The organism is Lentzea sp. NPDC042327 (genome assembly GCF_040647275.1).
Taxonomy (GTDB): domain Bacteria; phylum Actinomycetota; class Actinomycetes; order Mycobacteriales; family Pseudonocardiaceae; genus Lentzea.
The window spans coordinates 797,030-819,963 of record NZ_JBEZBX010000001.1 but is presented as its reverse complement, the minus strand read 5'-3'; the positions used below and the strand labels follow the sequence as shown (position 1 = coordinate 819,963).

General features: G+C 70.8%; 7 protein-coding genes. 5 read left to right on the top strand and 2 right to left on the bottom strand.

The window, feature by feature from the left end; translation table 11 throughout:
• Positions 1–54: 54 nt before the first annotated feature.
• From AB0A63_RS03350 to AB0A63_RS03330, 5 genes are all read left to right on the top strand, one after another.
• Positions 55–1,308, top strand: a complete 1,254-nt coding sequence (locus AB0A63_RS03350; protein WP_360384783.1) for a cytochrome P450 — start codon at positions 55–57, stop codon at positions 1,306–1,308.
• Between the two features lie 113 nt (positions 1,309–1,421).
• Positions 1,422–2,642, top strand: coding sequence for a salicylate synthase (locus AB0A63_RS03345; RefSeq protein WP_360384781.1), 1,221 nt, complete (start codon positions 1,422–1,424; stop codon positions 2,640–2,642).
• A gap of 123 nt (positions 2,643–2,765) precedes the next feature.
• Positions 2,766–2,906, top strand: a complete 141-nt coding sequence (locus AB0A63_RS03340) for a hypothetical protein (RefSeq protein ID WP_360384779.1) — start codon at positions 2,766–2,768, stop codon at positions 2,904–2,906.
• A gap of 55 nt (positions 2,907–2,961) precedes the next feature.
• Positions 2,962–3,417: an SRPBCC family protein gene (locus tag AB0A63_RS03335; RefSeq protein ID WP_360384777.1), complete on the top strand. Its 456-nt coding sequence runs from the start codon at positions 2,962–2,964 to the stop codon at positions 3,415–3,417.
• 359 nt (positions 3,418–3,776) lie between these two features.
• Positions 3,777–4,358: a hypothetical protein gene (locus AB0A63_RS03330; protein WP_360384998.1), complete on the top strand. Its 582-nt coding sequence runs from the start codon at positions 3,777–3,779 to the stop codon at positions 4,356–4,358.
• 85 nt (positions 4,359–4,443) lie between these two features.
• On the opposite strand, the gene AB0A63_RS03325 is transcribed toward AB0A63_RS03330, so the two are convergent.
• Positions 4,444–5,292 (bottom strand): XRE family transcriptional regulator, encoded by an 849-nt coding sequence (locus AB0A63_RS03325; protein WP_360384775.1) that lies wholly within the window; start codon positions 5,290–5,292, stop codon positions 4,444–4,446.
• 19 nt (positions 5,293–5,311) lie between these two features.
• Positions 5,312–22,867 carry a hypothetical protein gene (locus AB0A63_RS03320; protein ID WP_360384773.1) on the bottom strand — a complete coding sequence of 5,852 codons (17,556 nt, stop codon included), beginning with the start codon at positions 22,865–22,867 and terminating at the stop codon, positions 5,312–5,314.
• Between the last annotated feature and the right edge of the window lie 67 nt (positions 22,868–22,934).

Sequence of the window (22,934 nt, the reverse complement as noted above, 5' to 3'; positions counted from 1 at the left end):
CAGCGGTTGTTCCTCCGGGCTTCCGGTTCACCCAGCCAACTCCGTGGAGATGAGATGCTGAACAGCAGCACGGGTCGTTGCCCTGTGCAAGGGCGGTTCGACCCGCTGGCTCCCGACTACCTCGCCGACCCGTACCCGGCGCTCGCCACCCTGCGCGAGGAAAGCCCGGTCTTCTACGAACCGCAGCTCGACATGTGGCCGGTGACCCGGCACGAGGACGTCAAGCGCGTCCTCACCGATCACGAGAGCTTCTCCGGTGCGATCACCCAGACGCCCTTCTACCCGCTTGCGCAGGAAGCGAAGGAGATCCTCGACGCCGGGTTCCACGCCACCCCGACCGTCTCCAACTGCGACCCGCCCAAGCACACCAGGGTGCGCGCCTTCAACGTCAAGGCGTTCTCCGCCAGGAGGATCGCGGGGCTCGAACCGGTCATCCGCGCCTGCACCACCGAACTGCTCGACGGTGCCGCCTCGAAGTCGCGGTTCGACCTGGTGCACGAGCTGACGGCACCACTGCCCGCCAAGATCGTGTTCAGCCTGATCGGCTTTCCCGAGTCGGACTCGGAAGCGCTCAAGGCGCTCGCCCTCAACCGCATGGCCTTCACCTGGGGACGGTCCACACCGGACGAACAGGTCAGGATCGCGGAAAGGATGGTCGAGTACTGGCGGTACTGCACGGACTTCGTCGCCGCGCGCAAGGAGGACCTGCGGGACGACTTCACCAGCGACCTGCTCCGCTCGCACCTCGCGGATCCCGCCGCGCTGTCGGTCGAGGAGATCGTCAACGTCATCCACGCGGTGAGCTTCGCCGGCCACGAGACCACCACCAACGCGTCGTCGAGCACGCTGCAGCGGCTGCTCACGCACCGGGAGCAGTGGGAGGCGATCTGCGCCGACCCGTCGCTGATCCCGAACGCGGTCGAGGAGGGTCTGCGCTTCGACCCGAGCCTGCACACCTGGCGCAAGATCACCACCAGGCAGGTCGACATCGGCGGGGTCACCGTCCCGGCGGGGGCCAAGCTCCTGCTCCTCATCGGTTCCGCGAACCACGACCCGGCACGGTTCGCCGACCCGGACCGGTTCGACGTCCACCGGTCGAACCCCCAGCAGCACCTCACCTTCGGCAGGGGAATCCACGCCTGCTTCGGTGCCCCGCTGGCTCGGCTGGAGATGCGGGTCGTGCTGGAGGAGCTGACGGCACGCCTGCCCCACCTCCGGCTCGCGGACGGTGAAGTCGTGCGCTACCACGAGAACGCGTGCTTCCGCGGCCCCGTGCGGCTGTGGGTGGACAACCCGGCTGCGGCCTGAGCCACCACGACCCACGCGCCCGGATGCGGGCGAGCTGCGAACCGACTCGACCTAGGAGAACTGCACTGAGGTACTGGGAACGTCACGTCGCACTGCCGGCCGATCCTCTTCGCGTGGCTGCCACGCTCGCGGCGACGTCGACCGAGGACAACGTGCTCTACGAGAACCAAGGTTCGATCTGCTGGGGTGAGGGCGCCCATGCGACCGTCACCACGCGGGCGGGCGAACCGCTGTCGGCGCTCGCCACCCGGCTCGCGGAGGTCGACGTCGACAACTGGCGCGCTTACGGCTGGGCCACCTTCGAGCTGTCCTACGCGTTGTACGGACTGGACGACGCGCCGACGACCGACACGGTCACCTTGATGATCCCGCGGCGTGAGGTGCGCTTCGAGAACGGCATCGCCCTCCTGCGCGCACTCACCGCGGCGGACGTGAACGCGCTGGAGTCGCGGCTCGCGGCTGCCGTGCTGACCGGCGGGGTCGAGCCGGCGGAGGCGCGCGTCGAGGTCGATGTCGACGGCCACGACGCGGAGAGCTACCGGGCCGCGGTCGCGGCGGGCATCGCGGAGATCCGCTCCGGCGCGCTGGACAAGGTGATCCTCTCCCGTGTGGTACCGGTGCAGGAAGACATCGACATGCCCACGACGTACCTCACCGGCCGTCTTGCCAACAACCCGGCGCGATCGTTCCTCCTGCGCCTTCAAGGCTGGGAGGTCCTCGGGTTCAGCCCGGAGATCGTGATCAGCGTGAGCTCCAAGGGCGAGGTGGTCACCCAGCCGCTGGCCGGCACGCGCGCCTTCTTCGGTGATCACGAAGCCGACCGGGTGCGGCGTGACGAGCTCTACCGCGACGCCAAGGAGGTCTTCGAACACGCGATCTCGGTGCGCCTGGCCGCGACCGAGCTGTCGACCGTGTGCAGACCGTCGACCGTCCGCGTCGAGGAGTTCATGAGCGTGAAGGAACGCGGCAGCGTGCAACACCTCGCCTCCCAGCTCTCGGGTTCGCTCGCACCGGACCGCACCGGCTGGGACGCGTTCGCCGCCCTCTTCCCCGCGGTCACGGCGTCCGGCATCCCCAAGGCCTCCGCGTGCGAGCTGATCCGGCGCGCCGAGACGCAGCCGCGCGGCCTCTACAGCGGCGCCGTGCTGACCGTCGACCAGGACGGCGCCATCGACGCGGCTCTCGTCCTCCGCAGCGTGTTCCGCCGCGACGGCGACATCTGGCTGCGGGCAGGCGCGGGCATCGTCGCCCAGTCCACCCCTGAACGGGAACTGGAGGAGACGCGGGAGAAGCTGCGCAGCGTGTCCCGCTTCCTCGTGCCGTCCGCGGAGTGAGCCGAGCCGGCGGAGAACCCGCGTTCCACCCCGTGGAACTCAGCGATCTGGGTCACACCCTTTTCGACTACATTCATTGCCATCGTTCAACAAAGCCAGCGGGGGATTTCACCAGGAGTGACCATGAGCGTTCAAGAGCAGTTGCGCGGCGGTGCACCGGATCTCGACGACTTCCCCACGCTGTGCAGTGTTCCGCTGCGGCCGGAATGGTTCGACGACGAGGAAGAAAACCCGGCAGCGGGGGTCGTCCGGGGTACGGACTGATCAGCAGGAGATCAGCTGCTGGTGCAGCGAACCTACCCGTAGTAGGTTCGCCTGCATGACCCCGGACGCCACCGCGCACGTCGATGTCGCCGCCTCACCGCAGCGAGTGTTCGAACTGGTCAGTGACCTGCGAAACCTGAGCGGCGTCGCCGAGGAGTACGCGGGCGGTAAGTGGCTGGACGGCTCCGGCCCGTCGGTCGGCGCGCGGTTCCGCGGCGTCAACCGGCGCGGACGGCGGGTGTGGCCGACGACCTCCACGGTGACGGACTGCTCCGTGACCCGGTTCGCGTTCGAGGTGAGGTCGCTGGGGCTTGCGGTGGCGCGCTGGCAGTACGACATCGAGCCGACCGCCGGCGGGTGCCGGGTGACCGAGTCGACCTGGGACCGCCGGCCGGGGTGGTACGTGCCGATCACGCGGCTGGCCACCGGCGTCAAGGACCGGGCGGTGACGAACCAGCGGAACATCGAGGCGACGCTGGAGCGGTTGAAGAAGGTCGCGGAGTCGGGCTGACCGCGCAGAATTCCACGGACCTTAAACCGATTTAAAACCCTTTGCCCACAACCGAATTCTGAACCCGCCCCGTGATCTCCCCGTAGTCATCGGTACAACACCGATCCACCCCGAGGAGACACAGGATGGGCGCTCGACACCGCAAGCCCGCCATGATCGGCGCGGGCGCTGTGCTCGCGGTCGCCGCTGTCGCCGGTGGCATCTTCGCCTTCGGCGGCACCAACTCGAACGCGGCCGAGGACTGCGGCGGACTGGACCAGGCGCTGCGGAACAACCTCACCTTCATCGCCGGTCAGCAGGCGAACCCCGACGCCCAGTCGGACGCCCGCATCGCGAACCGCCAGGCGGTCGTGAACCTCATCAACCAGCGACGTGCTGCCGCCGGTTGTGGTGGCAACGTCCAGGCGCAACCCGAGAAGGGCCAGGCCGCCACGTCCGGTGAGGACTGCGGCGGGCTCGCCAAGGCGTTGCAGAACAACCTGACCTTCATCGCGGGCCAGAAGGCGAACCCGGACGCGCAGTCCGAGGCGCGCATCGCGAACCGGCAGGCCGTGGTCAACCTCATCCAGCAGCGGCGCAAGGCGGCGGGCTGCGCGGGTGACGGTGGCGCGGGCAACGCCGACCAGGGCCAGGCGACGGCCCAGCCCGCTCCCCAGCAGCCCGGCACCGGTCAGGGCAACGGTGGCGCGTCCGGGCAGCAGGTCTGCGCCGGCTCGACCGTCACGCTGTCCGGCGAGGGTGGCGCGCCCGCCGCGTCCAGCGGTGAGTTCCCGATCGGCACCACGCTCAAGGTGACGAACCTGGACAACGACAAGTCCACCACCGTGAAGGTCGCGTCGGTGTCCGGCAGCTGCGCGCTGCTGAACAACGCCGCCTTCGAACAGGTGCGGGAGCCCGGCAAGTTCCTGATCCGCAGGGCACTGATCGAGAAGATCGGCTGAGAGTCCACACCGGACGGTCGACGCAGGACGGCTGTTCTCCCGAGGCACGGGGGAACAGCCGTTCCGCGCGTTCGGCGATGTCGCGCTAGGACCACGACCAGCTGAACCCGCGCACACCGGGCCGCACGTTCAAAGCCACGTCCAGCAACGTGCGCCCGGGAGCCACCTCGGACCCGTCCGCGAGCTGGACGGCGGAGGCGGGAGGGGCACCCTCGAACGTCACCTCGAGCACGTACTCCCGCGTCGGCAGGCGGAACTTGCGCTCGTAGCTCGTCGCGGGAGGACAGGGCGCCTGGTTCACGATCTCGTGCTCGACCACGACGCTCTCACCCTTGCGCAGCGGCCGTTCGAACAGCAGCTCCGCGACCAGCAACCCCTCGGCCGGCTCCTGGACGACCCGTCCGACCGTGCAATTCTTCAAGGCCTTGACCAGCGGCGGCGGGCGGTCGCGGTCGTCGGCGTGCAGGATCACGACCCACCGGTCGGGCCCGTTCATCAACGCCGACAGCACCTGCCGGGAGCGGAAGACCCGTTCGGTGCGGTCCGCTCCGATCGTCACGAAGTCCTGCTGGCTCACGCGCAGGAGCTGGTCGTCCCACTGCGTGTCCAGGTCGTGCAGGGCGTGCTCGACGGGCGCGGGGACCGGCCAGAACGCCGACACCGGCGCCGGCGCCCCGCGCAGCCAGCGGCCGCGTGAGCGCGGGGGGTCGAGCAGCTCCGACAGGTGGCCGGGAGGCACCCGCAGGATGTGCTCGAGGTGGACGACGGCCTGCAGCGACTTCTGCCGCTCTGGCCGCCTGCGACCGGTCTGCCAGCAGCTCAGCGTCGCCATCGAGACGGAGACGCCGTTGTGCGAGAGGTGCTCGCGCAGGCGCTCCAGACCGAGACCGCGATTCGTGATCGCCGTCCGGAGAGCCTGCGCGAACTCGTCCACGCCGGTCACGCTAACGCACTCACCTGCCCGGCTGAAGTGGCTGGTGAGGCCGGTAGGTCACGCGACCGTCGACCACCACCACGTCGACCTCGACGGGAGCTCCGGTGTGCTCGCCCATCGGTGCCAGCACCAGCGGTGCGGTGCCCGTGCCCTGGTGGACCACCAAGGTCGTGCCCAGCCGGGTGGCGATCAGGTGGCCGAGCAGGTCGCGCGCGTTCCCCGCACCGGTGTTCTCGTTCGCGTCGGGGTGCAGCGCCCAGTTGGCGTTCTCGACGAGCGCACCGGTCAGGTGTCCGGTGTGAGCCGGCCTGAACGAGGTGAAGTCCGCGACCGCCCGGCTCACCGCCGCGGTGGTGGCGGCCTGGTTCAGCACCTGCGCGCGCAGGGCTGCCGGGTCCTGGCGCACCACCTCCGCGACCGCCGCGTACAGGCCGTCCGAGGTGACGGGCGGGGGAGCGGGCCGGTTGAGCACGTCGAACGCCAGGTGCCGCAGGTGCCGCCGCGTGCTGCTGACGTGTTCCTCGTACTCGCTGAGCCGGCTCGACGGGGCGGCCTCCGCCACCTCGGGCTGTTCGGGTCCTCCGGAACCGGTCGGCGCGACCTGGCCGTCGGCGTCGGCGAGCGGTGGCACCGGGTCGGCGAGCGGGGGCACCGAGTCGACGCGCGGTGACACCGGGTCGGCGAGCACCAGGGATGCCGACCGGCCAGGGCTGAACCGGACCAGCGGTTCCTCGGTCACGTGCCTGTTGACGATCGTGTCGAAGATCTTCCGGTCGAAGTCGGTGGCCGGGTCCCAGTACAGGTGTGCTCCGTGCTGGACCCCCACGTTGCGGTTGACCAGCAGGAAGACCATGCTCTCGTAGTCCTCCTCGCCGAGCCGGTTGCCCTCCGGGTCGTACATGCCGTACATGTCGGCGTCACCGGTCATCCAGATGAGGTCGCCCCGCGAGTTCGACCCGTGGACGACACCGTCGATGACCTTGAACTTGCCCTCCTGCTCGTACTGCTCCATCGTGCCGATCAGCTCGGCGAACTCGGCGGTGCGCTCGTGGAAGCGCTTGGCGACCTTGTCCCGCATCGCAGGGTCGACGCCGGAGAGGTCCGGGTTCGGGTCCGGCTGGAAGAACCCGACGAGCCCGACGTGCTCCGCGTCGGCACCGAGCAGCACGTCGGCCTGGTTGATGGTCTTCGCCTTGATGTCCTTGGGCTTCGGCATCGCGCCGTCGTGGAGCCAGCGAACGGAGTCCGGGTTCGTGGGACGGACGTCCAGCACGATGTTGAAGCGGTCGACGAAGTTCTGGAACCGCTCCTGGTTGCGCTTGGGGATGCCGAACTCCCCTTCGAGCCGGTCAGGGGTGAGCGGCGCGGCGTCGTCCGGAACCCGCCACTGCACGGAGTCCCGCGGTTGCGCGGGACGCGGCGCGGCGGACGTCTTGGCGTCGATCTCGTCGAAGAGGTCCTCGACGAACGGCTTGCCGAGGTCCGGTTCCGGCAGCTGCGGCTCGACCGGTTTACCTGGGGTCGTCCGCTCACCCGCACCACCGGCACGGCTGGACCCGGTTGCGTCCTGGTCCGCCGGGGGACCGGTGAGCGCGCTGCTGACCGCCGCGGCGCCGGCTTCCTGCTCCGGCGTCGTTGCCGCGCCGGGTTCGGTGGTCTTGCGCGGTGGTTCGCTTGGGCCGGCGTGCGGGTTGTCGGGCACGGTTTGCGGCTCGGCCTCGATCTCGGCCTCGGGTTTTTGCTCCGGTGTCGTCGCCACGCCGGGTTCGGTGATCTCGCGTCGCGGTTCGCTTGGGCCGGCGTGTGGGTTGTCGGTGGTGTCAGGAGTCGACGTGGCTGGTGGTGCCTCGTTCGTCTTGGGGTCTGGGGTCGCGGTCTCGGGCTCGTTGTGGAGCACGGTCTGCGGCTCAGCCTCGACCTCGACCTCGACCTCGACCTCGGCCTCGGCGGAAGCGGTCGTTGCCGCGCCGGGTTCGGTGGTCTCGCGTGGCGGTTCGCTTGGGCCGGCGTGCGGGTTGTCGGTGGTGTCAGGAGTCGACGTGGCTGGTGGTGCTTCGTTCGTCCTGGGGTCCGTGGTTGCGGCCTCGGGCTCGTTGTCGAGCATGGCCTGCGGCTCAGCCTCGACCTCGGCCTTGGCCTCGGCGGAAGCGGTCGTCGAGTGCACGGTGGGGCTCGGCGCCGCGGGCTGGACGTCCGCAGGGCCCGTGATCACCGTGGTCTGTCGCGGAAGTGACGCCTCGGCGTTGCTGCGGGTGGCCGGTGCGGCGACCTGAGGACTGGGTGTGCCCGTCTCCGCACTGCTGCGGCTGCCTTCGTTGCCCGCAGACGACTCCGCGGGCGGCGAAGGCGGCGTGGGCAGCGGCTTCTGGCTCGCACCCGCCGCGGTGTTGGTGACGTCGGCGGGTGGGGTGTTGGTGGCCGCGCCGGTGGGAGGCGTGTCCGTGGTCGCGTCGCGGGCAGGCGTGCTCGTGGTCGCGTTGCCGAGAGGCGTGTTCGTGGCCGCGCCGGTGGGAGGCGTGTTCGTGGTCGCGTCGCGGGCAGGTGTGTTCGTAGTCGCGTTGCCGGGAGGCGTGTCCGTGGTCGCGTCGCGGCCAGGCGTGCCCGTGGTCGCGTTGCCGGGAGGCGTGCTCGTGCTCGCGTCGCCAGGTGACGCGGACGGGGCCGGCGGGGCGGGCGGGCCCGACGGTGCGGGCGGTGCCGACGGCGCCGGTGGGGTCGGCGGTGCGGGCGGGGTCGAGTTGTAGAGGTCGACCTGGCGGTCCGCCTCCGCCTTCGCGTCCCACCACTTCTTCTGCTCCGCGTCCGCGGCCCTGCGGGCGTCGTCGAGCTTGGTCTCCGCTTCCTTGATCTTGTTCTCGGCCGCGGCGCGCTCGGCCGAGAGCGCCTTGTGGGCTTCCTCGGCGGTGGTGCGGGCGGTTTCGGCGTCGGCGACGGCCTTCTGCTGCGCCTGGAGCTCCGCACGGGCGTCGACGGCGGCCTTGCGTTGCACGTCGAGCTGCGCGTGGGCGTCGGTGAGCTGCTGCTGGGCGTCGGTCAACGCGGTGTGCGCCGCGTCGGCCTCCTGGCCCAGCCGGTCCAGCTCAGCCTTCGGCGCTCCGCTGATCTGGGCGTCGTCCAGGGCGTCCTTGGTCGTGAGCGCGTCCTGGCTGAGCGACGAGATCTGCGGCGTCAGGTCCTGGATCGCCGCGCGGGTCTGCGCGACGTCCGCCACGGCGGTGTCGAACGCCGTCTGCCGCGTCCGGAGCTCGGCCTCGGCGTTGACGTGGTTCTCGATCGCCGTGTTCAGCTTCGTCGCGGCGTCACCCAGCGGCTGGTCGGTCCTCGCCAGCACCGCGGCCGCGGAGTTGATGACCTCCTGGGCCTCGTGCCGGGCCTCGTCGACCTTCTTCTCCGCCTCGCGCCAGTCGTCGGCCGTCTTCTTGACCTCGGTCTGGGCGTCCTTCAACGAGTCGCTGAAGTTCTGGTTCAGCATCGACTCGACCTCGGTGGCGGGCATGCGCACGCCGGCCGAGCCGGGCACCGTCAGGTCGACGACGCCGGTCTTGCCGCCGACCGTCGCGACGACGCGGTACTCGACGTCGAACTGCACGAGACCGGTGCGCGACGGGTCCTTGGGCTTCACACCGCCGCCCTGCGCCTGCGCCGGGCCGCCGGAGACCGCGGACGACTCCTCGTTCGCGTGCCTCAGCTCGACGCCACCGGAGCCGACGTTGACGGTGTCCGCGGGGTCGCCCTGCTTGACCGCCGCGCTGCCCTGGGCGAGGCCCACGGCCACGTCGGAGGAGTCGGCGACCTTGGCCTCGCTGGAGACGTCGGTCGTCTTGGTGATCAGCGGGGTCTCGATCTTGACGCCGTCGCTGAGCGAGCCCAGCTGCGGGTTCACGAGCTTCGCGTAGACCTTGACGTCGGCGTCCTGGCCGAACGTCAGCGCCGCCTCCTTGAGGCCGGGCACGTCGAGCGGTCCGGACAGCATCGCGGGCAGGTGCGGCTGCAGGTTCTCCGGGCTGAGGGTCGAGAGCAGGCTGTTGAGCGAGCCCGTGCCCTTGCCGGTGAGGCCCTTGCCCGCACCGGCCTCCGTCATCGCCTTCACGGCGGCGTCGCGCAGGTCGCCCGCGCCGCGCAGGTTCTCCACCGACGCGGTCGCCGGCAGCTGGGTGGCCCGGCTGTCCTGCTGGAACGCGTAGGTCGCGTCCGGCGTGCCGAACTCGCTGCCACGCCTGCTCGCCGCCGACATGTAGGGCTGCGGGGCGCCGCGACCGGTCGTCGGCGCCGAGACCTTCTGGTTGTCCGCGTGCGTGCGGACGACCATGTCCTGCTCGGCGCTGCGGACCTTCGCGACCTCCTTGGCGCCCTTCTCCACGACGAGCTCGAACTCGACCGGCACGGTGTAGCGCGCCGCCGGACCGCTCGCCGTGCGGTTGTGACCGAACGCCGTGCTGGTCGAGGTCGTCACCGACGTGCTCTCGGCGGAGCCGACGTTCGCGATCGCGCTGAGACCCGCGGTGCCGGAGACGTTCGGGTTCGCGCTCCCCGGCGCGGCGAGGCCGGGCGCCCGCAGGCCGAGGCCCCAGCCGGTGCCGCGGCCCTCGCCGTCGCCGTCCTTGCGGGAGCCGCCGTCGTTGTGGGACATGTCGACGCCGTCGTTGACGACCTGGTCGAACTTCGGCTCGCCCGTCTTCGCCCGCAGCGTGACCTGGTAGGAGTCCTTGCCGAACGTGCCGGGCTGGTGGACCAGCAGCGGCACGCCGCCGTCCAGGGCGCTGTCGATCATCGCCTTGACGCTCGACGGCGAGTTGAGGTCGACGATGCGCTGCAGGTTGCTCATCGAGTCCTTGAGCACCGAGTCCGGGATCAGCGGGGCGCTGCCGAACTTCTTGGTGTTCGTGGACAGCTTCGTCGTGAGCTCGTTGACCGCCGCGGAGAGGTCGGGGACCTTCTCCACGTTGGACAGCCCGAGCGCGCCGGGCTCGCCCGGAGCCACCGTCGACGGCGGCGCCATCTTCGGGAACTCGGGCTTGGGGACGTTCGGCGCCACCTTCGGCAGCACGCCCATCTCCCGCGCGACGTCCTCGGACACCCGCACGAAGACGGACTTCGGCAGGTCCACCTTCACGCCCTCGGCGTTCGGCGTGCCGCCGTGCACGAAGTTCTCGGCGCGGCTCTCACCGACGATCGTGAACTCGGCGTCGACCTGGACCAGCACGGTCCTGGCGTCGTCCGGTGTGGTCCGGCCGCGGTCGACGTTGCCGCCGATCTCGTTCGACGTGGTCTTGTTGTCCGACCACGGCGTCCACCTGCCGGTGACCGCGACACCGCCGGACCCGCTGGGGTTCGACGGCTGGCCGGCGGGCGGCGGGGTGACGTTGGGACGCACCGGGACGTTGATGCCGGCGACGAGGTCGACCGACCGGCTCGTCGTGGACGACCCACCGGCCTTGTACCCACCGCTGACCGAGTTGTCGGTGCCGGTGGCGTCCGAGATGGACACCAGCTTCGCCGCACCGAGCTTGACCGACATGCCGATCGCGCCGGAGCGGTCGGTGACGCGGCGGTCGTACTTGAGGCCCTGCTCCTGCACACCGGTCTCGATGAGCCGCTGCAGGTTCGCCTTGATGTTCTCCGGGGCGAACATCTTGTCGATCTGCGCCCGTGACGCCGTGCCCGGCGTGGTGAGCGCCGAGTCGCCCTTGGCCGCGCGGTTGAGCGCGTCGATCGCCTGGTCCCGCAGCTCCGTCGTGTTGGCGACCGCCTCCACGTGGAGGAACTCCGGCGACTTCTGCCGGGCTTCTCCCGGGTTCAGCAGGTCCTTGACGGTCGGGGAGTTGCCGATCGGCGTGGCCTTCGGATCACCCGGCTTGAAACCGTCACCGGGGTCGTCCTTCAGCGTCGAGGAGTCCGACACCCACAGGTTGACCTTGCCGTCGATCTTGCTCAGGCCGGCGCCGGTCTTGGCGACGGTCTTCACGTCCGGCGCGTGCTGACCGGGCGCGCCCGGCACGATCGTGCGGACCCACGTCCGGGGCCGCGTGAACGTGGTGATCTCGACCTCGAACTCCACGTCGCCCTGGAACACCTGCGCGTCCGCGCTGCCGGGGTTCGACGAGGTGGCGCTCACCGCCGGTCCCGCCGAGGTCTTGTCCGTCCACGAGTGGCTGTAGGACACACCGGCCTGCGGCATCGGGGTCAGCGAGGCGACGCCGGTCTTCACCGGGATGTTGGCCCTGCCGGTGATGCCACCGGTCCAGCCCTTGGTGGTGCTGGTGTTGGCGTCGAGCTTCGGGCCGCTCGTGGTGGAGTCGCTGACCGCGCGCCCCTCGGCCTTGCCGAGGTGCTTCGGGTTGGTCAGCTTCGCCTTGACCGTGACGTTGACGTAGGTGTTCGTCGTCTTGCCGGAGTTCTTCAGCTGCACCTGGACGCCCGGACCGAGCAGGCTGTCCATGTTCGCCTTCAGCGCGGCCGGGGACAGGCTGGCGTCCAGCTTGCGCTGGTTCGCGAGCTGCACGGCCACGTCACCGAACCCCTGGCCCTTGCTGGAGCGGGGGTTCGCGTCCGGGTTGTTCCACTTCGGCAGGAACTTCTCGAACCCGGGCAGCTCGCGCAGCTTCGTCTCGACCTGGCCCTGCACCTGCGTCGCGGGCACGAACTCACCCACCTTCGCGTTGCCCGCGGCGAGCGTGTCGGCGACGTAGGGCGGCAGGAACCTGGTGTCCGCGGTCGCCGGGTCGGTCGTGGTGTTGAGGGCGCTGCCCACGGTCGGCAGGCCCACCGAGCCGGCCTCGCCCAGACCCATGCGCATGTGGGTCGTGACCTCCATGGTCACCGGCTTGCCCGCGGGTCCCTGGACCTCGACCTCGGCGGTGACCTCGTACAGACCGGTCTCGGCCTTGACCCCTATGCCGGACTTGCGGCTGGAGCTCGTCCCCGCGTTGACGCCCTCCGCGGTGCGCGCGGAGTACCCGCCGGTCGCGCCGACGGTGCCGCCGACCTGGCCGGGGACACCGATGTTGCCCCCGAAGCCGGCAGTGACGTCGAACCCGGTCTTGCTGGCCGCGGACACGCTGCTGCCCCAGGAGAAGGTGTCCTTGAGGTCCAGCGCCGCGTCGGCGTGCGTGCCGACGAGCTTCGCGTCCTTGAGCGTCGCCTTCATCTGCACCGCGGCGCCCTTGCCGGCGTGCGGGCTGATGAGGTCCGGCGAGGTGACGAAGCCGCCGAGCATGGCGGGCAGGTTGTTGCGGATCGAGGTCGGGCTCAGGAAGTTCTGCAGCGCCTCGCGCCCCGGCGAACCGATCTTGGTGATCGACGGGTGCAGGTTCTCCGCGACGTCGTTGAACAGCTTCCCGGAGTCCTTGACCACCACGGCTTCCGGCACGACGTTCTCCGCCTTGACGCCCCACGCCGCGTCGGACGGCGTGACCGCCGCGGAGGACTTGCCGGAGTCGACGATCGTGCTGAGGTCCGTCGGCACCTGCAGCGTCACGTCGGGGCCGGTGCTGAGCGTCGAGAACAGCGTGGGGTTGCCCGACGCGTCGTACAGCGTGATCTCGTACGAGACCGGCACGGTGATCTTCTTGGACCCGGAGTCCGATCCCTTGATCGCACGCTGCTCGGTGACGGAGGTGCTGGTGGCCTGCGACACCGCGGGTGTCGCGAGCGCGGCCTTGCCACCCAGCGAGCCGTACGGTCCCATCGCCACGCCGGCCGTCACCGCACCGCCGACGTCGTTGGACGTCGAGATGCTGTTCGTCGTCGTGGACGCGGCGGCGGCCTGGTAGTTCTTGTCGACCTTCGTGGTCGCGGCGTCGGTGGTGCTGCTCCCGTCCGCGTGCATCTCGGCGCGGACGTTCGCCTCGAACCAGGCGTTGCCGATCTTCACCTGGAAGTTGCGGCCGTCGCCGAGGAACGTCTCGAAGTCGTTCTCGATCGCGTTCTTGATGCGGGCGGCGTCGTCGGGCTTCAGCCCGTTGATCTCCCGCACCACCGCGTCCGCGCCGCGCACGTCGGTCGGCACGATCGAGCCGAGCGCCTTGTTGTCCTGGAAGAAGCTCGGCAGGTTCGTGTCCGGGAGCTGGCCGACCGGCTGTGGCGCCATCGTCGTCATCGGGATGACGGGGTTGGGCGTCGGCCTGGGCGGCGCGGGACGGGTGTCCGGTTCGGGCGCGGGACGGGTGTCCGCGTCCTCGTTCTGACGCGTCTCCTGGAGCTCGGTGGTGAAGTCGAGGAAGGCTTCGAGGTGAGCGGTGTTGTGCCCACCCGCCTGCGCGTCCCGGATCTGCTGGTCGACGTGGTTCCGCACGGCCGCGAGGTCGGCGTCGCCGAAGTGCCGCCAGGCCGGCGCGTCCACGTCGGCCGGCAGCTGCAGCGCGTGCGTGGTGAGAGCGGCGTCGCGGTTGTTCGTGAGCTGGTCGACCCGCTGCTGGTAGTACTCGACCTGGCGGTCCGCTGCCGCCCGCCTGGCCGCCTGCTCGTCGAGCATCGCCTGGGTCTTGAGGCGGTCGGGCACCAGGTCCGATGCGTTCCACCGGTCGCGGGCCGTCTTCATCTCGTCGAGGCGCTGCTCGGCGATCTGCGTGCGCTGGTCGTGGATCGCGGGCGGGCCCGCCTGCCGGGACACCTCGATCATGTGCTCGATCGCCGCCGAGCGCGCGGCGTCACGGCCGTACGTCTGCTGCAGGTCCCGCAGCGCCGCGGTGTCCAGGCCGTACAGCGACGCCTCGAACGACCGCTGCGGCGTGCCCTCGTGGACGGGGCCGAAGCCACCGGGCACGACGAGGTCCATGTCCGGGGCCGCGGACCGTGCCGACGGGTCCTGCATGAACGGCCGCGGCTCGGCCGCGGGGGCGGCCTGCTCCTGCCGGGCCTCGACCGGCGGGACGGTGTCGCTGTCCCGCGCGTCGGTGTCCGAACCAGCTGACGAGGGGTCGTCCGATCGGACGGACGCCGAGTCGTCCACCTCGGCCGTCGGCGTGTCGGGCCGGGACGGCACCGGCGTGTCGGGCCGGGACGGCGACGGCGTCTCCATCATCCGGATTTCCCGGATCTGGTCGTACAGGCGGTCGAGCTCCGGGGTCGGGAGACCGCCGATGCGCGCGTCACGGATCAGGTCGGTGACGCGGTTCTCGATGATCTCGGCGTCGGCCGGTGTCACCGCCTGCCACTCGGGTGCCGTCGTGTCGGCGGGCAGGTTGAGCGCGTAGGTGGTCAGCGCGTCGGTGCGGTCGTACTGCAGCCGCATGAGCTCCTGGTCGAGCTGGCGTGCGTGGTCGGTGAGCCGCTGCTGCTCCGCCTGCCGCTGCGCCTGGTCCGTGCGCATCAGCTCGGACTTGAACACGTCCGGCAGGGCGTCGGTGGTCCGCTTGAGGTCACGGGCCTCCTCGCGGGTCTGGCGGATCTCGCTCTGCAGGTCCCGCAGGTGCTGCTGGAGGCCGCCTTCCTTGTGGGCGATCTCCTGGTAGCGGGACATCTGCTCGATCTCGAACGAGCGGTCCGGGTGGGTGCTGTGCTGCGCGGCCAGATCGGCGAGCTCGGCCTGCGACTTCCCGTACAGCGAGGCCCGGAACGCCGCGTGCTCGTGCCGCGGGGTCAGCACGCGGTTGTCCGGCCGCGCGTCCACGTCGGACTGCGCATCGGCGTCGGACCGTGCGTCGACATCCGACTGCGTGTCGAAACCGGGAGCGCTGTAAATGCTTGCGGTGTCCCGCTGCGTGCGTTGCTCTTCGAGAGCGCGGGCGAGCTGGCGTGCTTGGAACTCGCGAGTCCTGACCCCGAGATCGCGCAGGCGTTCCGCACGCGCATCGAGCTCGGCGTTGAACCGCTCCAACCGCTGCATCGTCGCCTGCAGCTGCGCGTACTTCTCCGCGGCCTTCTCGAAGCGGTTGCCGTAGTCGGGATCATTCGTGAACGCCAGGTTGCGCTCTGCCTGCTGCACCAGGGCTTCGGCTTGGGCGATCTTCTGGTCGAAGTCGACGGAGGTGTCGACCTCGTGCCCGAGCATCTGGTTCAGGAAGCCCTGGACACCCGTGGTCGACGACTTGCCGTCGCGGTAGTTCTGCAACGCCTCCTTGGCGTCCTCCAACTGGGCGCTCAGGCCGTCCAGGCCACGCGTGGAGGCGTGGTTGATCACGATGCGCACGTCCGCCTCGTTGCGCACCCGCTCCTGCAACACCTTCAGGTCCGAGGCGTCGAACCCGGCGTTCTCGGCCGCCGTGATCTGCGCGGTCAGCTGGTTGTCGAGCCGGGGGAGCACGTCAGCGGGGACGTGTTCGAGCTTGTCCGCGTTCGGTCCCGCGACGAACTTGTCGATGAGGTGCGTGGTGCCCAGCGCGGGCCCCTGCGCGGCAATGGTCTCGATCTGGCTGTTGGTGCTGTCGAGGAGGTCGGTGAGGGTTTTGACCTGCGCGTCGATCTGCGCCAGCTGTGCGGTGTGCTGCGGCGTCTTCCACAGGCTGGGCTGGCGGGGTGCCTGGGACTTCACCTCCGCGATGCGGTTCTCGAGGGTCGAGGCCCGTTCCCGCAGGGCGTTCACGAACGCCTGCGGGCCACCGGGGTGCGCGGCCGCGCGCTTGACGAGCTGGACCGTCTGCGCGGCCTTGTAGAGACCCTCGTCCTGGCGGCCCTTGTAGAGATCGGCGATGGTCTGGTTGACCTCCGCCGAGGACTTGCCCGCGAGCCACGCCTCCATGCCGGCGCGGACCTCCTGGGCCGACGGGGCACCGAGCGCGCCGAAGGTGCCGTTCTGCGAGCTGATCTGCACCTGCGTCGCGCCGCCCGGGCCGTGCACGGTCTGCACGCCGTTGTTGTCGACGACGAGCTGCACGTCCAACGCCTGCGCGATCGACGCCGGCAGGTGGGAGCCGACGTGGGAGTCGGCCCACGACGGCGTCTGCAGCGCCTTGTCCACCAGGTCGGCGGGCGACGGCAACGCGCCGTTCGCTTTCAGCTGCTGGGTCAGGTGGTTGATCACCTCGACGTCGCCGGGGTTCGTGCCGGCGGCCTTGGGACCGGCGTTCACGACGTCCCAGCGCCTCGACGACCCGTTCGCCAGGTCGTCGGCGAGGTTCGCCCGCCACTGGTCGGCCTTGGCGTCGGCGGTGAGGCCGGGGAGGTTCGGCTCCAGGTCGGGGTGGAACTTCGCCAGGGTCTCCTGGCTGACCTGGTTCGCCACCCACTTCGCCAGAGCGGGCGGGGTCAGACCGGAGTGGTTGTGGTTGCGCGGGTTCTGCCGGACATCGCCGAGCACTGTGTCCACAGTGGACTTGACGTCGGTGGAACCGACCAGCGGCGAGGCGTTCGGGACCGGCGCGTTCTGGAACGCCGCACTGCGCAGCACCGACTCGACCAGACCGACGCGGTCCAGGTTCGGCAGGTGCGTCTGGTTCGGACGGGCGGCGGCGGCGGCGTCGACAGCGACGTCGACGTCGACGTCGCTGTCCGAGTCGAAGAACCGGCCGGGCATGGTCGCCGGCCTGGTTTCGAGGTCGAGGTCGGTGTCGAGGCTCGAATCCGAGTCCGTCCCGGTGTCGACGGTGCCGTCGGTGCCGGGCGCGGACACCGGGCCGTCGCTCGACGGTGGCTTGGGCGTCCAGCCCGCGGGCGGCGGCACGGTGGCGGGACCGGGCGGTTCCAGCCTCGTGTCCGGGACCATGACCTGGCTGTTCGCGGTGCGTTCGATCAGCCAGAGGTGACGGGGCAGGATGCCGGGGTCGGGCAGGTGGACGGCGGAGCCCATGAGGCCGCCGTCGTTCTCGTGCACGCCGGAGTTCGTCTCGTGCTGCTGCAGGACCCGGGTCGTGTCCTTGTACTCGTCCGGGATGCCGAGGTAGTGCAGGGTTTCATGGGCCAGGACCTCGGGACTGGTGTCGGGGTTCCAGTGGTCCTGGTTGACCTTCGGGTCGTTCGGGTCGACCTGGACGGTGGTGTGGGCGTCGGCCTTGTTGTCGGTGAACTCCAGGTTGACGTGGAACTGGTCGCCGCTGGGCAGCCGGAAACCCTGGTTGAGCAGGTTGTTGACGCCGTTGGTGGCGTTGTCCCTGATCTGCGCGAGCTGTTCGGCGGTGGTCTTGCCGGTTGGTTCGAGGTGGACCTTGACGGTGTATTCCTGCACGAACTTGCCGGGGCTGGTCTCGATGCGCCGCAGATCGTAGTTGATCAGGCCCTTGTAGGCCTCGATCTTCGACGGCGTGCTGTCGGTGCGCACGTCGCGGACGTCGAGGTCGACGGTGCGGACGTCGGTGTCGTTGCGGCGATCGGCCCACGTGCTGCGGTCAGCCGGGCTGTCCGGTTCGGACCACTCCGCGGTCCGGGCGGGGTCGTGCCGCCACGACTCGTCGGACAGCACGTCCTTGCCCTGGTGCGACTCCGGAGTGGGCGGCGTCATCCGCGGCGGCGCGCCACCGCCGCGGACCTTCTTCGGCTCCGTGGAAGTCTCCGGAGCAGCACCGGGCGTGTTCGTCCCCGCACCGCCCTGACTGCTCTCCGCCGCGGACGGCTTCGCGGGCAGCGGAGGCGGCGTGGGCACGGACTTCCCACTGCCGTCCGCTGTGGTGTTCGTGGCCGTGCCGGCGGATGACGTGGACGGGACCGGCGGCACACCGCCGTCGCGGCCCTGACCCGGGACTCCGGTGTTGGCCGGAGCAGGCCTGAGTGCGTTCGTGTCCGCACCGCCACGGCTGCTCTCCGCCGCGAACGCCTCCGCGGGCAGCGGGGGCAGCGGTTTCTCCCTGATGTCCGCCGCGGTGTTCGTGGCGTCGGCAACGGGGATGTCGCGGGGGGCCGACTGTCGATCGGCAGTCGTGGTGTCCGGGATGACCACTTCCGCGCGGACGTTGCGGCGATCGGTTTTGGGGTTCTTCGAGTCCGGAGGGACCTCGCGACCGTGCGAGATCGGATCGACGCGGATCTGCCCGGCATCCAGCCGCCGCTCGGGCGGCACGTCGCGTTGCAGCTCGTCCAGCAGACGCGCGACCTCGGACCTGGTCCACGCGGCGGCCACATCAGCGCGTTGCTGACTTGCCGCGTCGCTGTTGAGGAGGTTGTTGCTGTAGCCGTGCAACTGGATCTCAGGCAGGGGCATTCCGTTGCGATGCCGCCACAGCGCCGCTTCGACTGTCTGCTGCGCCAGACCGGTCAGCATGCTGGTCGCGTTTCCGGGCAACTTCTGCACGCCGGCCGCGACCTGCTCCGCGTCCAGGTCCTTGGTCTCGCCCATCGGCACCTGGTAGCTCGTCGTGTTCTGGTGAGACGTCGTGACAGCCACCAACGGGTTCGCCAACTGCATTGGCGTGTTCACGTCGTCGACATGGCCCCACTTGTCGAAGAACGACTGGCCGGGCTGCTTGCTGTAGTCGTTGAAGAACCACATCTCACCCGGCTGCGGCAGCTGAGGTCCCGCGATCTTGTTGATCGCCAGCCGCGCCTGGAACGTGGCCTGGTTCAGCGTGGTCTCCGCGCTCTGGCGATCGCCGCCCTGGACCGAGGGGTCGGCGAGGGCCGCACGGCTGTCCTGGATCTTCGTGAGCGCCTCGGCGAGCATGAGTTCCGCGTCCACCGTCCCCGGTGGCTGCTTGCGAAGTTCCGCCTCGATACCGGGAAGTTCGTGTTGGTGCCTGCGCAGGTTCTCACCGATCGCCTGGTTCAGCAGCTCCTTGCGGTAACCGCCCTGCCGAACGGTTTCGACGCTGATCTGCATGTCGTCCGCGGCGCTGTTCACCACGACCGAACCGAGGTGGTAGCCCCACACCTGCGGAAGCTGCTGCCCGTCACCCGTGCGGGTGTAGTTCAGACCGTAGTTGGCGCCAGCCGGATCGGGGGCCGCGATCGACTGGATCATGTACGCCTCGCCCGGCTTGGCCCAGGCGAACTGGTTGACACCCAGCTGTTCGGCCGCCTCGTCGAGCTTGGCCCGCTGCTCGGTGCCCGGCATCAGCGCGGAGCCGTACTGAGCACCCACCGGCGGTGGGTTCGTCGAGGGGGCGACCATGGCGTCGGCCACCTGCTGCGGGGCGAGCGTGGTGGACGGTGACGAGGGTTGCCTCGCCGCGTGGGCGAGCGCGAAGGCCATCTCGTGCATTCCGTTGAACTTCAGCGGACCGCCGTTGCCGACCTTGGCGACGACCGGCGCACCATCCGGTGGCCGCATGACCGCCTGGCTGTGCGTGCCACCGATGATGCCTTGGGAGAACTCGCTGCACACTCCGGGCGGCCTGCTCGCGAAGTGCGGCTTGACCATGAGCAGCGTTGTGTCCCCATGACGCACCGTGTTGCCGGGTGCCACCTTCAGTTCGAGCTTGCTGCCCACCTCCTTCAACCGCGCCTGAGCGTCCGCGATCACCTCCGGTGTCGCGTAGAACTCCCTGAACTGGTTGCCGCCACGAGCAAGCGGCAGAGCGAGGCTGCTGTCCGAGGAGAACATCATCTCCGGCTTCGCCGCCACGCCCGTCTCCACCACCGGCACCACGGACGGGAACTGACCCGGACGCGGTTCCAGCACCACCTTCGTGCCCTGCCAGACGAACTGCGGCTCGACACCGTCACTGGCGAACTCGTAGTCCCGCGTCGTCACCGGGCCGGTGTAGTCGTCGATGATCGAGTCGAGCAGGTCGTAGGCCGATTCGCGGTTGGCGAGGTGGTCCACCATCGCGTCGTGGTCCGGGCCGGCGATGCCCTCCGCCACGGCGATCTCGTGGTCGTAGCCGATCACTATGTCCCCGTAGTCGGCCAACGCCTGCGGGTCTGCGGAGCCCATCTGCGGGTTGTGCCTCGTGGGGCGGCTGAAGTTGATGGGAGCCGGCGTCTGCGGCTGTGCAGGGCCCATCTGCGGGTTGTGCCTCGTCGGGCGGCTGAAGTTGATCGGCGCCGCCGTCTGCTGCTCCACGGGACCCGTCTGCGGGTTGTGCCTCGTGGGGCGGCTGAAGTTGATCGGCGCCGGGACCTGTTGTCCCGCGGGACCCGCCTCCGGGTTCTGCGGCGTCGGGCGGCTGAAGTTGACCGGTGCACGACGGGGCTGCGCGTCCTCGGGCCTGCCGCGTCCGGAGTCGGTGGCGGGATTCGGGGTCACGGCCGCGGCAGGAGCTGGAGTCACGCCGGTGGGAGGCGGGGGAGCCGGTCGCGTCTGTGCGGGTGGCGGCGTGGTCGTCGGAGCGCTGGTCTCGGGCTTCGGCGTGGTCGCAGCCGCCGGGGTGTTGACCGGTGGGGTGTTGACCGGCGGGGTGTTGACCGGCGGTGCGCTGGTCGGTGGTGCGGGGCGCGTCTGCGCGGGCGGCTGTGTCGACGACGTCGTGTCCGGGCGCGGTGCCGGGGTGTTGGCCGGCGGCACGGTGGTCGCCGGGTTCGGCGAGGGAGCGTTGGCCGCAGGCGTTGTGACCGGCGGTGCGCTGGTCAGTGGCGCCGGGCGCGTCTGCGCGGGCGGTGCGTCGGAACGCGGCGGCTGTGCGGCCGGGGTGGCGTCCGGGCGCGGCGACGGCACGGTGGTGTTGGGCGCGGGCGACGCCGGCGGGGACGACACGGGCGGCGTGCCCGGCCGGGACTGGGCGGGCGGCGCGGTGTTCGGGTTCGCCGCCGGGGAAGCGGACGGCGTGCTGGAGGGAGGCGGGGTCGTCGGCGTCGGCTTCGGTGCCGGAGGCGGCGTCGAGGGCGACGTTCCCGGTGCCTTGGTGATGGTGTTGTCGGGCGTGGGGGACTTGGGCGCGTCGAACACGCCCTTCGAACCGCTGATCGGAACCTTGCTGCCGCCGCGTTCACCGCCGGTCGCGCCGGGGGTTCCGCCTGGTGCCATCGGCGGGGCCACGGGGGGTGCGCCCGCAGCGGGAGGCGTCACGCTCGGGGCCGTGCCGCCACGCGAGCCCGTGCTCTGCGGTGGGGTGCTGACGGCGCTCTGCGAGCCGGGGGTGTTGCCGGGGTCCTTGTAGCCGGGCGCGGACGGCGTGAACGCCGCGGGAGCCTTGGCGCCGCCACCGGGGTTCGCTCCGCCACCGGGGTTCGCTCCGCCCGGAGTCGAACCTCCAGGGGTGGAGCCGGGCGTCGAACCGGGCGTCAGCGGGATGTTGGCGTTGGGCTTCGGCGCCGGTGGCGGGGTCGAGGGGGACGTTCCCGGTGCCTTGGTGATGGTGTTGTCGGGCGTGGAGGGCTTGGGCGCGTCGAACACGCCCTTCTGACCGCTGATCGGAACCTTGCTGCCGCCGCGCTCGCCGCCGGTCGCACCCGGCGTCGCGCCACCCGCCGGCGGGGCCATGCCGGGCGCCATCGGGGGAGGCGTCGCGCCGCCGCGCGGAGGTGACGTCACCGCGCCCTGCGAGCCGGGAACGCCCGTGGACGGCTTGGTGCCCGCCGCGCCACCGGGGTCCTTGTAGCCGGGCGCTGATGGCGTGAACGCCGCGGGGGCCTTCGCGCCACCGCCGGGGGTGGAGCCGCCGGGAGTGGAGCCACCCTTGGTCCCGCTGCCGCCGGGAGTGGAGCCGGGGGTCGCGCCAGGCGTCGCACCGCCCTTGCCGCCGGCGCTGCCGGGAGCGGAGGGCGTGAAGGCCGCCGGGCTCTTGACGCCGGACCCGCCGCCCTTCGAACCGGAGGCGCCGGGAGCACCGGGCGTGCCACCGACGACCGGCGGCGCACCGGCCGCGGGACCGCCCGGCGACTTGCCGAGGCTCGGCGTGAAGTTCGCGCCGCCCTTGGGGCCTTGCGTGGGGCTGACCTTGCCGCCGCCGGCCGGCGTGGGGCCGACGCTGGGCGTGAAACCCGCGCCGCCGCCCTTGGGGCCCTGGGTGGGGCTGACCTTGCTGCCACCCGCCGGAGCGGCACCGGCGGTCGGCGTGAAGCCGGCACCGCCCTTGGGACCCTGGACGTCGCCGACCTTGCCGCCGCCCGGTGCCGAGCCGAGGGTGGGCGTGAAGTTCGCGCCGCCCTTGGGGGCCTGGGTGGGGGAGACCTTGCCGCCGCCGCCCTGCGAGTTGGGGGTGGAGCCGGGGTTGGTGCCACCGCCCTTGGGACCCTGGACGTCGCCGACCTTGCCACCACCCGGCGCCGAGCCGAGGGTCGGCGTGAAGTTCGCGCCCCCCTTGGGACCCTGGGTGGGGGTGACCTTGCCGCCGCCCTGCGGGCCGGGGGTGGAACTGGGGTTGACGCCACCGCCCTTGACCGCGCCGGGACCGGACACCTTCGGGCCGCTCTGCCCGTTCGGGCCCGGCGTGGAGCTGCCGCCTCCCTTGACCGACCCCGGGTCGCTGACCTTGCCACCCGACGTGCTCGGACCGGAGGGCGGCGGCGCGGTCGTGCCGGCCGGCGGCTTCGCGTTGGTGCTCGTGTCGATCGAGCGGAGGTTGGAGCTCTGGTTGGTGTCCGTCGTGGTCGACGTCTGGTGCGTGGCCTTCAGGCCGGACTGGACGTCGGTGAACGCCTTGGCGCCCCTGTCCGCCTGCGCGACCGCGTTGTCGTTGGACGCGTTGAGCGCGGGCACCGCGAACAGGCCGATGGGGCCGAGCGCGTTGCCGCTGAAGCTCAGGCCGCGCAGGCCGCTCGAGATGCTCGCCAGGCGGGACCCGAGGTCGCCTGCCTTGTTCTGCAACCCCTGCATCGAGGAGTCGCTCATGGAGTAACCGCTGTTGCCGGTGGGACCACCACCCGTACCGGTGCCGGCCGGTGGCGCCGAGGGGGGC

Excerpts from the sequence above, each read along its gene's own strand:
- AB0A63_RS03350 (WP_360384783.1), top strand. The coding sequence starts at position 55 with ATGCTGAACAGCAGCACGGGTCGTTGCCCTGTGCAAGGGCGGTTCGAC.
- AB0A63_RS03340 (WP_360384779.1), top strand. The coding sequence starts at position 2,766 with ATGAGCGTTCAAGAGCAGTTGCGCGGCGGTGCACCGGATCTCGACGAC.
- AB0A63_RS03335 (WP_360384777.1), top strand. The coding sequence starts at position 2,962 with ATGACCCCGGACGCCACCGCGCACGTCGATGTCGCCGCCTCACCGCAG.
- AB0A63_RS03320 (WP_360384773.1), bottom strand. The coding sequence starts at position 22,867 with ATGAGCGACTCCTCGATGCAGGGGTTGCAGAACAAGGCAGGCGACCTC.